Consider the following 13,488-nt stretch of genomic DNA (forward strand, 5'->3'; position numbering starts at 1 on the left):
TTATCTTTCTCCTAACTTTAAATTTGGAATAGCATTTAAAGTTAAAGAACTTGTATTTCCCCTTATATACTCAAAATAAGCTGCACTTCCTATCATAGCCGCATTATCGGTACAAAGTACAGGCTCAGGAAATAAAACCTCCACCTTATTTTTGTTTCCTTGATTTTTAAAGGTTTCCCTAAGACATGTATTGGAAGCCACCCCACCTGCCACAGCTATTTTATTTACATTCTTTAATTTACATGCCCTAAATGCATTATCTGCCAGGAAAGTAACTACAGCTTTCTGAAAAGACGCTGCTACATCAGCCTTATTTATATGCTCTTTTTTCATTTCTTTTTGATTTAAATAATTAAGTACTGCTGATTTTAACCCGCTAAAAGAAAAATCCAATGAATTGTTATCATGAAAATTTGCCCTTGGAAACTTAATGGAATCTGGATTCCCTTGCCTAGCTATTTTATCAACTTTAGGTCCCCCTGGATATCCAAGACCAATAGCTCTTGCAACTTTATCATATGCTTCTCCTGCCGCATCATCCCTGGTTTGACCTAGCACTTCAAATTTTCCATAATCCTTCATATACACTAAATAAGTGTGTCCTCCAGATACTACTAGGCATACAAAAGGTGGTTTTAAACTCTTATACTGTATAAAATTTGCACTTATATGGCCTTCTATATGATTTACTCCTATTAAAGGTTTATTCAAGGCATAAGCCAATGCCTTTGCATATTGAAGTCCTACAAGAAGTGCACCTACAAGTCCAGGACCATAAGTAACTCCTATTGCATCTATATCTTTAAATGTTATTCTAGCTTCTTCTAAAGCTTGTTGTACTACTATACTTATAACTTCTATATGCTTTCTTGAAGCTACCTCTGGTACTACCCCTCCAAATTTTTTATGAGTATCTATTTGCGAAGATATTATATTAGACAATACATCTCTACCATTAACTACTATAGCTGCAGAAGTTTCGTCACAGCTGCTTTCAATAGCGAGTATTTTTACATCTTTATCCATAACCTTTTTACCTTTCTATGTTATCTAACTGTACTTATTTTAGTATTAGTTTCTTAAAAACACAAGTTAATACATTAAAATCCCCCACCCATAACAAATGAAATTATGATATATTTATTATTAAATAACTAATTAATAATACTGGAGATAAAAAAATGAATAAACCTTATGCAAAAATAGTTATTAACGGTTCCCCTATATCAAAATCAAATTTTAAATTATTCAACATACGTGGAAGAGCTATATTACCTTACAATTCTGGAAAGTACCACGATAGATATGCTTTATATGAAGAACAAATAGCCTATGAATGCAGAAATCAAAATCCTGGAATAGTTATATCTGAATCTTTAATAGCTCTGCTGAAAGTATATTATAAAAGTGCAAAAAGGCACCCTGATACAAATAATATAACGAAAAGTATATTTGACGGAGTTGAAAAAAGCGGATTAATAGTAAATGATGCTCAAATACGCAAAATAATTATAGAAGAATTTTATGATAAAAATAACCCCAGATTCGAATTGGAACTATTTGGGGAAAGTTCTTATAATATAGAATATAAAATTTCAGAAAATGATATAATAGAAGAACCTATAAATTACTCATCACCTCCCAACAAGAAAGACAAACTTAAAAGTCCAAAAAAAGTATTAAATTTTAGTGGACAACATATTAAAACCAAATGTGAAATTTGCGGAAAAACAGTACATCAAGATGATACAATATCCGCAAATAAAGGCAAAACCATAATTTGTAAGCAATGTTTTAACAAACTATTCAAATAACTGCATAAAAATATACATAGATTTGCTTCCATGTTATGTGAAAAAATTTATGTATATTTCTATTTTGTGAAAAAACTATCAATTATCTTCTCTGCCATTTTCTTTTCTATATTGGCCTTTACAATTAACATAATCACAATTATTATAAGCTGAGCCACATCCTCTTCCCCTTTAAATTGGGGTTTAGCTTCAATCCCTGGCTCTTTGCTATCATCTTCTATGCTTAAATCATTGAACATTCCAATTTTATACTGAAAATCCTTTGTAAAATTTTGCACTTCACATTTCTCTATTTTTAAAAAGTTTTCATATATATTATTTAAATCTTCTTTATGATCTTCTCCTGCCAGTATAGATTTTACTATGGGAGAAAATAATCTTTCTATATCACTTATAGATAAAATTTGTTTTAAATAATATGTCAATATAATTAATATAATATGCTGTTTAGAATATTTTTTCTTTTTAGGAGGCATAAGTATTCCTGATTTAGTATAATTATTTATCATAGTTTTAGTAAGAGTACTTTCTCCTTCTTTCCTTTTTAAATATCCTAACTTTTCTTCAATAAGGGTAGTAACCTGATCCATATATAAATCTATATCTGGTATATTCTCAAGTTTTAACTGTGTAAAATCACCAAACTCCCCTATCAATTTTTCCAGTGTATTTTCATCCATACAATATCCTCCTAGTTTCACCACAAGTATAGATCAGCTTTCATTGTTAGTATTATAACACACTCCAATATATTAAAAAGTTTCCTTCAATATTCTCTCTGTACCTTTATTGTTATTTGTTTACAGTTTGGGTATTTTTCCAATATCTCCTTATTAAATTTAACTTCTTCCATCTCTGCTGGAGTAAGTATTTTCTTTTTAAGGTGTATCTCTCTAATGCCATCAAAATATACTGATATAAACCTATCTTTAAATACATTTGCAACCCTAAACATAATATTTATTGTTTTTTCTACGTTTTCAGCATTTATATACTGTGGAACTGTATACTTAACTCCATCAAGAGCTAAAACTTTTATTTTATTTCCATTAAACTTTTTACCTTTTACATACTTTACTGCATTTTTCCCTGCATTTATACTTTCTAAAGTAACATTGTCAACTAAATCGTGGACATGAAGTACATTACCGCATGCAAACATTCCATCTACATTGGTAGCTAAACTCTCATCTACTACAGGCCCCCCAGTTATATTGGATAACCTCACCCCAGCACTTCTTGGAAGTTCATTCTCTGGAAATAATCCTACAGATAAAAGTAAAGTATCGCAAGGAATATATTCCTCAGTACCTCTAATAGTTCTCCTGTTTCTGTCTACCTGAATGACAGTTACTCCTTCTACCCTGTCCTTTCCCTTTATATCTATTATAGTATGATTTAATTTCAAAGGAATTTTAAAATCATCCAGACACTGTATTATATTTCTTTTAAGTCCACTGGAATAGGGCTGCCTCTCTATTACTGCTTTAACTTTTCCACCTTCTAATGTAACTCTCCTGGCCACTATGAGCGCTATATCTCCAGAACCCAGTATTACAATTTCTTTTCCGGGCATATACCCTTCTAGGTTTATAAATTTCTGGGCAGAACCTGCCGTAAATATACCCGCACATCTGCTTCCTGGTATATTCATAGTACCCCAGGGTCTCTCCCTACAGCCCGTAGATAAAATTATAGCTTTAGCTTTTATCTGAATTATACCGTCTTCCTCATTTACAGCAGTTATAATCTTATTTCTACTTAAATTAAATACCGTAGTATTTAATTTATATGGAATTTTCATATATTTTACTTTGTCAATAAATTTTCCGGCATATTCTGGACCTGTCAGTTCTTCTTTAAAGATATGAAATCCAAATCCGTTATGAATACATTGATTTAATATTCCTCCCAGCTGGTTCTCCCTTTCAAGTATTAATATATTATCTATACCTTCTTCTTTGGCGGTTATAGCTGCTGCGAGCCCTGCCGGTCCTCCGCCTATTATTACTACATCATACTTTTGCATATATATAACCTCCAATCATTCTAAATTTATCAAGTGATCCTTAGATTTATGTGGAGTTTGCTTATATAGTAATCAAAAAAATTCCACACCATATATTACTTTATCATATTTTATGCTAAAAAAACTAATATTTAAAAAAGAGTCTATTTAAGACTAATATCTCAAAATTTGACTCTCTTTAGCACATATAATACTTTTTTAATTTCTATAAGTTGTTTTGATGTCTACACGCTTTTACAATATGTTGTGCCAATATAGAAGAAGTGACTGATCCTACTCCCCCTGGAACTGGCGTTATAACCGGATCCTTTAATTCACAGCTTTCCATATCTACATCTCCATATAGATTTCCATATTCGTCTACATTTATTCCTACATCTATAACTACAGCTCCATCCTTAATATACCTTGAATCTATCATTTTAGCTTTTCCTATGCCTACTATCAATATATCTGCCTGGGAACAAACTTTTGATAAATCAACAGTTTTTGAATGGCATATTGTAACTGTGGAATTTTTATTTAAAAGCAACATTGACATTGGCTTTCCAACTACCATACTCCTTCCAATCACTACAGAAAGCTTTCCTTCTATAGAAATATTGTAATACTTCAGTATTTCCATAACTGCACAGGGCGTACAAGGTGCAAAACCAGTATTATCTTCTGACATTATCTTAGCTAAATTTATAGGATTGAAACAATCTACATCTTTTTCAGGTTCAATTATATATTTTATAATACTTTCATCTAAGTGTTCTGGTAAAGGTCTAAATACCATTATCCCATTTACACTTTTATCTTCATTGAACTTCTTTAATTCCTGAATAAATTGATTTTGTGATACATCCTCCGGCAATTCTTTAACATATACCTTTATTCCAATTTTACTACATATTTTTAATATTCCCTTTTCATAAGCAAGGTCATTTCCCTTTGCTCCAACCCTTATTATAACAACGTTAGGAATAACACCCTGTATTTTCAAATTACTTACTTCTTTAATCAAAGTCTCAGTTATAGCATCTGCCACAGGTTTACCTTTAATTATTCGCCCCACACTTATACTCTCCTTCATATTTAAAATTCACTGCACAATAAATTACAATTCACATACAAATATATTAATAATAAAAATACAACATTCTTATTTAGAAAGTATCTGTACCACCTTACTGTACACTTTATCTGCAACTTCAATACCTTCTTCAACTAAAGGTTTTATTTCTGATTTTATCTTCTCAACATACTCCGCATCCTTTATGGAATTTATGTTGATTATCACGTTTAGTTCTGCTGCAATAATTGAAGCTCTTAGACACTGGACACCCACTCCTACATCGCTTATCACAAGTTTTGAACAATTATCCACTAAAGCTTCATGAAGTTTAATTGCATTATAGGCTTGCCTAATAATATTTACAGGAACTTCACACGCATCTTTTAAACACTTCTCCAAAGTTTCTTCCTTTAGTCTTTTCTCCTGTTCTGTATATTTTGGCATTCCGTATGCCCTAGAAAGGGGAAGAAAACATTTTGCATCTTCATCAGCCATATTCAAAAGTTTTTCCTGCAGCTCATAAGTCTTTTTCAATATAGATTCTAATTTTTTTTCATACTCCTCATATTTCTTCTTTCCTATAGTAAGATTGCAAGCCATGCTCCCAAGTGCCATTCCTATAGATCCTACAAGAGCCGCTGCACTTCCTCCACCTGGAACTGCAGCTTTTGACCCAAGAACTTCTACAAAATCAATACAACTTTTATCTGCTAGCTTCATGCTACTCCTCCTGAAAATACTTAAAATAATCCACTTATTACACCATTTTCATCTACATCTATTTTTTCAGCTGCAGGAACCTTCGGAAGTCCTGGCATCTTCATTATTGAACCGGTTATTGCAACTACAAAACCTGCTCCAGCAGAAACTGTAACTTGTCTTACTGTAATTTTAAATCCTGTTGGCCTTCCAAGTTTATTTTGATCATCCGTTAAAGAATATTGAGTCTTTGCTATACACACCGGGGTTTTTCCAAAACCCAATCTTTCTAATTCATCAATTTCTTTCTCTGCCTGGCTTGTAAAATTAACATCATCAGCACCATATATTCTTTGAGCTATGGTTCTTATCTTATCTCTAATTGGCAATTTTTCATCATAGGCAAATTCAAAATCATTTTTATCCTCATCTATTAGCCTGAGTACCTCCTTAACAACTTCTATTCCGCCTTCACCGCCCTTTGCCCAAACTTCCGATAACCTTACATTCACTTCAAATTCTCTGCATTTATCTTCTACCAGCTTAAGTTCAGCTTTTGTATCTGTTGGAAATGCATTTAATGCCACTACTGCAGGTAATTTAAATACCTTGGTTATATTTTCAACATGCTTTAATAGATTTGGAATACCTTTTTCAAGAGCCTCCAAGTTTTCATTATTTAACTCAGTCTTTGATACTCCGCCATTGTATTTTAAAGCCCTCACTGTAGCAACTATTATTATTGCATCTGGTTTTAATCCTGCCATTCTGCATTTAATATCCAAGAATTTTTCCGCACCAAGGTCAGCACCAAATCCTGCCTCTGTAACTACATAATCACCAAAATGCAGTGCCATTTTAGTAGCCATTATTGAATTACATCCATGAGCTATATTCGCAAAAGGGCCTCCATGTACAAATGCTGGCGTTCCTTCAAGGGTCTGAACTAAATTAGGTTTCAATGCATCTTTAAGAAGTGCCGCCATAGCTCCTTCAGCCTTTAAGTCATGAGCCGTTACCGGATTACCTTCTGTAGTATACCCTACAACTATTTTAGAAAGTCTTTCTTTCAAGTCATTTATATCTGTTGATAAACAAAATATAGCCATTATTTCTGAAGCAACTGTTATATCAAAGCCATCTTCTCGTGGTATTCCATTAACTTTTCCACCCAGTCCATCAATTACAAACCTGAGTTGTCTGTCATTCATATCTACACATCTTCTCCAAACAACTCTCCTTGGATCCATGTTCAACTTATTTCCCTGATATATATGATTATCTACCAGAGCTGCCAGCAAATTATTAGCAGCAGTCATAGCATGTATATCTCCTGTAAAATGTAAATTTATATCCTCCATAGGTACTACTTGTGCATATCCTCCACCAGCAGCGCCACCCTTTATTCCAAATACAGGTCCCATGGAAGGCTCCCTGAGTGCAACAACAACAGATTTATTAAGCCTTGCAAGTGCATCCGCCACACCTATTGATGTAGTGGTTTTCCCTTCTCCGGCAGGTGTTGGATTTATAGCTGTACATAGTATAAGCTTTCCATTTTTACCCTTAGTAGTCTTTAAAAGATTATAATCCACTTTAGCCTTATATTTTCCGTATAATTCAATATCATCTTCAGAAATATTTAATTTCTTTGCAATATCTTTTATATTCTCCATGCTGCATTCTTGTGCTATTTGAATATCTGATTTAAACTCCATTTAAAGTACCCCCATCTCTACTTTTTCTTTTATTGTTTTTAACCGCTCCTATTATTTAGGATTCTTAAAATATGTATCAAGTGATTCTTAGGTTCAGGTGGAGTTTGCTTATGAGAACTGCTTTTCTCCAGCTGAACCTTAGAAGAACTTATCCAGGCGCGTAGCAGTGCTTATCCCCCACTTTGATAGAAGATGGGGGTGTTAGCAGTGGTAGCGATCGGATAAAGAAATGTTAAAATCTTAACGATACTACAACCAAATATTTATAATAAATATTTGGTTATCCAAAATATATTTTATATATTAACATATTACTAAATAGCTTGCAAAAAATATAGTTTATTTAATATATTTCTCAAGATATTCTAAGGTTCAGATAGAATTTGGTCATAAAAAACGCTTTCCTTCATCTGAACCTTAAAATATCTTAATTTAATATTTAGAACTTGTTACACTATTTGCTTTATCACGAATCCATCCTTTTCCTTCTACAAGCCTTGATATCATCATACTGCATACTGTGTTTCCTGTGGAATTTAATACAGTGGCTGGTGCATCTATAATAACACTTATAACTGCAACTATAGGCAGCAATTCTTGCGGAAAGCCATATATACTTAATATAAGCATTTCACCAATCATACCGCCGCTTGGGATAGCTGCCATTACAGCTCCCACTAAAAACGATACAAAAATTATAGATGATATACATGATACATTTGTCATGTCTTTACCAAATAGTCCGAACAAGAAAACAATTTTAATAACCCCGCCAATTACAGAACCATCTTTATGAACATTTGCTCCAAGTGGAATTACTGTTTCTGCTACATCCTTTGGAACGCCCATCTTCTTTGTAAACTCTAAGTTAACAGGAATGCTTGCAGCACTAGAACAAGTAGCAAGTGCTGTAATGGTGGGAACTACGGCATTTTTCCAAAATAGCTTAATTGTATGTTTTCCTCCAGATAAAAAAGCATATAAAGTGAAGAAACCAAAATAATAAATAACAGATATAATTATATAAAGAATAAATGCTCTCAAATAACCCTGTAATATTTTGGGTCCCAGTTCTCCTATTACTGCAGCAAAATAACATCCAAGACCTATAGGAGCATAATACATTACTATTTCAACCATCTTCATCATTACACTAGATGCTGCCGTAAAAAATTTAGTTACAGGTTCCCCCTTTTCTCCAAGTGCTGCCGTAGAAATCCCAAAGAGTATGGAAAATACAATCAACTGCAGCATATTACTTTTAGAAAACAAAGATATAAACTCTGAAACAGTAATAGTATTTACAAGTTGCTGCAAGATCCCAACCTGTTTAACTTGTTGTACTGAATCAGTACCTCCAGATACAATTTGTTTTAATGCCATATAATCTATACCTCTTGCAGGATTTACTATAAAAGCACCTATTATACCTATTACAGAAGCTGCAAGTGCCGTACACAAGAATACTATAAATGTACTTGCTATAATTTTACCAAATCTCTTCATACCTTTCATATTAGCTATAGCTGAAGTAACACTAAAAAATACTAGCGGTATTATTATCATAAACATTAAATTTAAGAACAAGTCTCCAAAAGGTTTTAGCACCAATGCCTTACTCCCAAGACAAATACCTAAAATTGCACCTAAAATTATTGAACCCAATAACACTATAGAAAACCTATATGCTCTAAGAAAATCTTTCATTTTCACTACCCCCAATTACATTATCTACTAACTATTATATTCTAATTTTTTACCATTTTTATTGCTAAAAATGCTTGAAACATTGTAAAAAATGCTCTAATATATATCTATATTCATGTTGAGGTATATTATTAATGGAAGAAAATAAAGTTTTAAAAATAAAAAGAGGTTATTTAAAAAATGACTTTCAAATATTTTATTTAAAAGACAAAAAAGATATGAACTTTGAATTCCACTATCATAATTTTAATAAGATAGTGATATTTATATCCGGTGATGTAACTTATCTAATAGAAGGTAAATCCTATAAATTAAAACCTTTGGATATACTTCTTATAAATAACAATGACATACACAAAGCAGTAATAAATCCGAAGGAAACTTATGAGCGCATAATCATGTGGGTAAACTCAGACTTTTTAATAAAAAATAATAATAATTGCAATCTATTAAGTTGTTTTGAATTAGCCTCAAAGCAGAAATTTAATCTTCTAAGATTAAATGAATATTGGGTTAACATAATAGAAAAGTTACTTTTTGATATTAAAGATACCTTTGAAAATAAAGAAATTGGTTATAAACCATTAAGAGTTTCTCTGTTTTTACAATTTATAATCTATATTAATAGATTATTTCTAAAACAAAAAAATATTACAGAGTTATATGATATTAGATATGACCAAGGCATAAACAATATTTTAAATTATATAAACGAACATTTAAGCGAAAATCTATCTATAGACTTTCTTTCCTCTAAATTTTATGTAAGCAAATACTACCTGATGCACAAATTTAAAAAACAAACAGGTTATACCATTCATGCTTATATACTTCAAAAAAGGCTTATCATGTCCAATCTATTAATACGAAAGGGAAAAAATATAACTACTGCCTGTTTGGAATCTGGATTTGGAGATTACTCTAACTTTATACGTGCATTTAAAAAAATGTTTGGAATTTCTCCAAACAAATATTATAAAGATTAAATTATAATTTACTTTTTGTATTTACAGGCCAGGAAGGTTTTTTACCACTCAAAACTTCATGTATACCAATAGCAGGATGGAGAGACATCCTCTTCATAGCTTCTGCAGTATGGGCAGCAGTATGAGGCGTTACAATTACATTTTCAAGTTTAAATAAAGGATTATCCTTTGAAGGTACTTCTCCTTCAAACACATCAACTGCAGCGCCAGCAATTTTTTTACTTAAAAGGGCATTAACAAGAGCATGGTTGTCAACAACTTCTCCTCGGGCTGTATTTATAAGAAATGCTCCCTGTTTCATAAGAGATAATTCTCTCTCCCCTATAACCTTTTTCGTGGACTCAGTAAGCGGAATATGCAAACTTACAAAATCCGAATTTTTAAGTACATAATCCAGATTATCTGTAACTTCAATATCCTCCAGAAATTTTGAGTCCACATGACGTTTGAATCCTATAACCTTCATTCCAAATCCCTTTGAAGCCTTTAATGCAACTAGCTTACCTATACTTCCTACTCCTACAATTCCCAGTATCTTTCCATGGAGATCCATTCCAAAATTTTTTCTTACTTGAAAATTTCCCTTTCTCAATTCTCTATCGTAGAGAAAAAATCTCTTTGCCAGTGCTATAATAAGTCCCAAGGTATACTCTGCCACTGTATTTTTATTTGATTCCGGCGAATTAGTAACCTGTATACCTAACTCCCCTGCTGTTTCAATATCTATATTATCCACGCCTACACCAAATTTTGATATAACTTTTAATTTTGTTCCTGCCCTTATAACCTTCTCTGTAATGTTCGCCATACGTACAAGTATTGCATCACAATCTTTAACTTCCTTTACAAGTATGTCTTCCGAAATATGCTGCGGCACTTTTATTTCATATCCAAACTTTTTCAGGTATTCCTCACCTTCTTCATCTATACTTTCTGTAATTAAAACTTTATAACTCATGTTATAACCCTCCCTACATAATTCTTTATTTTCTATTTTATCTCAAATCAACTTACAATTCTATTTTTCCTTCCATTAATTTAATACTAAATGATTTAAAAATTCAATATGCTCCTCCAATACTTTACACACTTGTTCATAAGGTCCAGATGGAGAAAAGCATTTCTTATAAGCAAACTCCACCTAAGCCCAAGAATCACTTGATTAATACATAATAGTATGATAATGTTATCAAAAACATATGAGGTTAAGATTATGGATAAATTAAACTTTAAAGATTTTGAATTAAGTGAAGATATATTGGAATCAATAAAAAAACTGGAATATAAAAACCCATCCCGAGTTCAAGAAAAAGTTATACCCCTTATTCTTAAAAATAAAGACATCATAGTAAAATCGCAAACAGGCAGCGGGAAAACTGCGGCTTTTGCAATACCAATTTGCGAAAGAATGGAAGTAGAAGAAAAAAGCCCTCAGACATTAGTGCTTGTCCCTACAAGAGAACTGGCACTTCAAATAAAAGAGGACTTTTCGAATATAGGAAGACTTAAAAGAATAAACTGTACTGCCATCTTTGGAAAAGAGCCTGTGAGCCTTCAAATAAGAAGACTTAAACAAAGAACTCATCTGGTAGTTGGTACACCTGGGAGAACTTTGGATCATATAGAAAGAGGAACTTTAGATCTTGAAAAAATAAAGTATTTGGTTATAGACGAAGCAGACGAAATGCTTAACATGGGATTTATTGATCAGGTTAAAGCTGTCATAAATAAGCTCCCTAAAAATAGATTAACCCTTCTTTTTTCTGCAACTATTCCTAAGGAAATACTTGAATTATGCAATACATACATGAATCATCCAATTAATATAGAAATTAAAACCGAAAGTTCTGTAAAGGACAGAATCCAACAAATATATTACCAAATAGAAGCACCAAAAAAATTCGATCTACTAAACAAAATAATATATACTCAAAGACCAGACAGTTCCATGATATTTTGCAGGACTAAAAAAAACGTAGATGATTTAGTGTTAAAAATGAAAAATACAAGATATCCTTGCAGTGGTCTTCATGGTGGAATGCTTCAAGCTGACAGGATTGATATAATTAAAAAATTCAAAAGAGGTGAATTCATCTTTTTAATATGTACAGATATAGCAGCAAGAGGAATTGATGTAGAAAATGTAACACATATAATAAACTACGATATACCCATGGAAAAGGAAAGTTATATACATAGAATAGGAAGAACGGCACGTTTCAAAAATAGTGGAACTGCCATAACTTTTGTTACCCCTAAAGAATATAGATTTTTACAGGAAATAGAAGAATATTTTAACATTAGCATTGAAAGTGGAAAAATTCCATCCCAAGAAGAAATACAGAAGGGAAAAGAACTATTTGATGAAAAACTTAAAATTATACCTAAACTTAAGGAAGACAAATCAAAAGAATTAAACAAAGACATCACAAAAATATATATAAGTGCTGGGAAAAAGAAAAAAATAGGGCCAGGAGACATTGCCGGAACTATTTCGAGTATTCATGGAGTGAATCCAGATGATATTGGTATAATAGACATACAAGATAATTTCTCTTATGTGGATATACTTTTCGGAAAAGCTAATATAGTTCTAAATGGACTTCAACATAAAACCATAAAAGGAAAGACAATAAGAGCAGAAAAAGCACAGAAATAGAAAGGCATCAGGTGTGTTTCCATATACACCTGATGCCTTTTCAATTATTTAGGAAGCTTACCTTAATTTTTTCATATGCAAAACAATGCCAACATTGAATGTATTGAACTATTGACAATGATTTTATATCTAGGTATGATCTAACTATAAGGACAAACAATACCAATTACATTACATAGAACTTACCTAAGTATAATTATTCTAAGAAAGGAGCTATTTTATGGACATTATTGAAGGTATAAATAATAGACGAAGTTCAAGAGCTTTTACATCTCAGGAAGTAAGCCCCGACATAATACATCAACTAATCACACTAGGCACAAAAGCCGCTACCGGTTCCTACGGTCAACCCTGGGGCTTTGTTATTATAACAGACAAAAAAAAATTAAAGGACCTATCAGACGAAGCAAAGAAATATATGCTTGAAAATTTTAATGATTTTCCACATTTTTACCAATACGAAGATTGGTTAAAGGACGAAAAATTCAGTATTTTTTACGGTGCTCCATGTTTATTAATAATTTATGGTAACACTAACTCTCACTGGTATACTTATGACTGCACATTGGCAGCAGGTAATATTATGCTTGCAGCTAGCAAATACGAATTAGGCACATGCTGGATTGGTTTTGCAGAATATACTTGTAATACCACTGAATTTAAAACAAAATACAACATTCCTGAACATTATAATGTAGTATGTCCTATGATTATTGGCTATCCTAAAGTGACAATGAAACCTCCTAAACGAAAACCAGCTACTATTTTCTTTGAAGGATAATATTATTACAAAAGAAGAGACATCTAATAATTATA

Annotated in this window: 12 protein-coding genes; 4 read left to right on the forward strand and 8 right to left on the reverse strand. The window is 32.0% G+C overall.

Annotated features, from left to right (window positions below):
• Window positions 1-1,026 carry a tRNA (adenosine(37)-N6)-threonylcarbamoyltransferase complex transferase subunit TsaD gene (gene tsaD, locus ACJDU8_RS00685; RefSeq protein WP_406790232.1) on the reverse strand — a complete coding sequence of 342 codons (1,026 nt, stop codon included), beginning with the start codon at window positions 1,024-1,026 and terminating at the stop codon, window positions 1-3.
• A gap of 155 nt (window positions 1,027-1,181) precedes the next feature.
• On the opposite strand from tsaD, the gene ACJDU8_RS00690 reads away from it, so the two are divergent.
• A complete protein-coding gene (locus ACJDU8_RS00690; RefSeq protein WP_406790233.1) occupies window positions 1,182-1,814 on the forward strand; it encodes a RusA family crossover junction endodeoxyribonuclease in 633 nt (210 codons plus the stop codon).
• A 59-nt stretch (window positions 1,815-1,873) separates the two neighbouring features.
• On the opposite strand, the gene ACJDU8_RS00695 is transcribed toward ACJDU8_RS00690, so the two are convergent.
• From ACJDU8_RS00695 to ACJDU8_RS00720, 6 genes are all read right to left on the reverse strand, one after another.
• Window positions 1,874-2,494, reverse strand: coding sequence for a DUF1836 domain-containing protein (locus ACJDU8_RS00695; RefSeq protein WP_406790234.1), 621 nt, complete (start codon window positions 2,492-2,494; stop codon window positions 1,874-1,876).
• Between the two features lie 86 nt (window positions 2,495-2,580).
• Window positions 2,581-3,843 (reverse strand): NAD(P)/FAD-dependent oxidoreductase, encoded by a 1,263-nt coding sequence (locus ACJDU8_RS00700; RefSeq protein WP_406790235.1) that lies wholly within the window; start codon window positions 3,841-3,843, stop codon window positions 2,581-2,583.
• A 205-nt stretch (window positions 3,844-4,048) separates the two neighbouring features.
• The gene (locus ACJDU8_RS00705; RefSeq protein ID WP_406790236.1) at window positions 4,049-4,903 is read right to left on the reverse strand and encodes a bifunctional 5,10-methylenetetrahydrofolate dehydrogenase/5,10-methenyltetrahydrofolate cyclohydrolase; all 855 of its coding nucleotides are present in this window, start codon (window positions 4,901-4,903) and stop codon (window positions 4,049-4,051) included.
• 87 nt (window positions 4,904-4,990) lie between these two features.
• Window positions 4,991-5,623, reverse strand: coding sequence for a cyclodeaminase/cyclohydrolase family protein (locus ACJDU8_RS00710; protein WP_406790237.1), 633 nt, complete (start codon window positions 5,621-5,623; stop codon window positions 4,991-4,993).
• A 20-nt stretch (window positions 5,624-5,643) separates the two neighbouring features.
• The gene (locus ACJDU8_RS00715; protein WP_406790238.1) at window positions 5,644-7,320 is read right to left on the reverse strand and encodes a formate--tetrahydrofolate ligase; all 1,677 of its coding nucleotides are present in this window, start codon (window positions 7,318-7,320) and stop codon (window positions 5,644-5,646) included.
• A gap of 432 nt (window positions 7,321-7,752) precedes the next feature.
• Window positions 7,753-9,027 carry a dicarboxylate/amino acid:cation symporter gene (locus ACJDU8_RS00720; protein WP_406790239.1) on the reverse strand — a complete coding sequence of 425 codons (1,275 nt, stop codon included), beginning with the start codon at window positions 9,025-9,027 and terminating at the stop codon, window positions 7,753-7,755.
• Window positions 9,028-9,161: 134 nt separating this feature from the next.
• On the opposite strand from ACJDU8_RS00720, the gene ACJDU8_RS00725 reads away from it, so the two are divergent.
• Window positions 9,162-10,013: an AraC family transcriptional regulator gene (locus ACJDU8_RS00725; RefSeq protein WP_406790240.1), complete on the forward strand. Its 852-nt coding sequence runs from the start codon at window positions 9,162-9,164 to the stop codon at window positions 10,011-10,013.
• 1 nt (window position 10,014) lies between these two features.
• On the opposite strand, the gene ACJDU8_RS00730 is transcribed toward ACJDU8_RS00725, so the two are convergent.
• The gene (locus ACJDU8_RS00730; protein WP_406790241.1) at window positions 10,015-10,971 is read right to left on the reverse strand and encodes a hydroxyacid dehydrogenase; all 957 of its coding nucleotides are present in this window, start codon (window positions 10,969-10,971) and stop codon (window positions 10,015-10,017) included.
• Window positions 10,972-11,226: 255 nt separating this feature from the next.
• Here ACJDU8_RS00730 and ACJDU8_RS00735 point away from each other — a divergent pair, with 255 nt between their 5' ends.
• Window positions 11,227-12,672 carry a DEAD/DEAH box helicase gene (locus ACJDU8_RS00735; RefSeq protein WP_406790242.1) on the forward strand — a complete coding sequence of 482 codons (1,446 nt, stop codon included), beginning with the start codon at window positions 11,227-11,229 and terminating at the stop codon, window positions 12,670-12,672.
• A gap of 220 nt (window positions 12,673-12,892) precedes the next feature.
• Window positions 12,893-13,453, forward strand: a complete 561-nt coding sequence (locus tag ACJDU8_RS00740; RefSeq protein ID WP_406790243.1) for a nitroreductase — start codon at window positions 12,893-12,895, stop codon at window positions 13,451-13,453.
• The last annotated feature ends 35 nt before the right edge of the window (window positions 13,454-13,488 follow it).

Source organism: Candidatus Clostridium eludens (genome assembly GCF_045310515.1).
Taxonomy (GTDB): Bacteria; Bacillota; Clostridia; order Clostridiales; family Clostridiaceae; genus Clostridium_B; species Clostridium_B eludens.

Coding starts and splice junctions, on each gene's coding strand:
- tsaD (WP_406790232.1), bottom strand. CDS start 1,026: ATGGATAAAGATGTAAAAATACTCGCTATTGAAAGCAGCTGTGACGAA.
- ACJDU8_RS00690 (WP_406790233.1), top strand. CDS start 1,182: ATGAATAAACCTTATGCAAAAATAGTTATTAACGGTTCCCCTATATCA.
- ACJDU8_RS00695 (WP_406790234.1), bottom strand. CDS start 2,494: ATGGATGAAAATACACTGGAAAAATTGATAGGGGAGTTTGGTGATTTT.
- ACJDU8_RS00700 (WP_406790235.1), bottom strand. CDS start 3,843: ATGCAAAAGTATGATGTAGTAATAATAGGCGGAGGACCGGCAGGGCTC.
- ACJDU8_RS00710 (WP_406790237.1), bottom strand. CDS start 5,623: ATGAAGCTAGCAGATAAAAGTTGTATTGATTTTGTAGAAGTTCTTGGG.
- ACJDU8_RS00715 (WP_406790238.1), bottom strand. CDS start 7,320: ATGGAGTTTAAATCAGATATTCAAATAGCACAAGAATGCAGCATGGAG.
- ACJDU8_RS00720 (WP_406790239.1), bottom strand. CDS start 9,027: ATGAAAGATTTTCTTAGAGCATATAGGTTTTCTATAGTGTTATTGGGT.
- ACJDU8_RS00725 (WP_406790240.1), top strand. CDS start 9,162: ATGGAAGAAAATAAAGTTTTAAAAATAAAAAGAGGTTATTTAAAAAAT.
- ACJDU8_RS00730 (WP_406790241.1), bottom strand. CDS start 10,971: ATGAGTTATAAAGTTTTAATTACAGAAAGTATAGATGAAGAAGGTGAG.
- ACJDU8_RS00735 (WP_406790242.1), top strand. CDS start 11,227: ATGGATAAATTAAACTTTAAAGATTTTGAATTAAGTGAAGATATATTG.
- ACJDU8_RS00740 (WP_406790243.1), top strand. CDS start 12,893: ATGGACATTATTGAAGGTATAAATAATAGACGAAGTTCAAGAGCTTTT.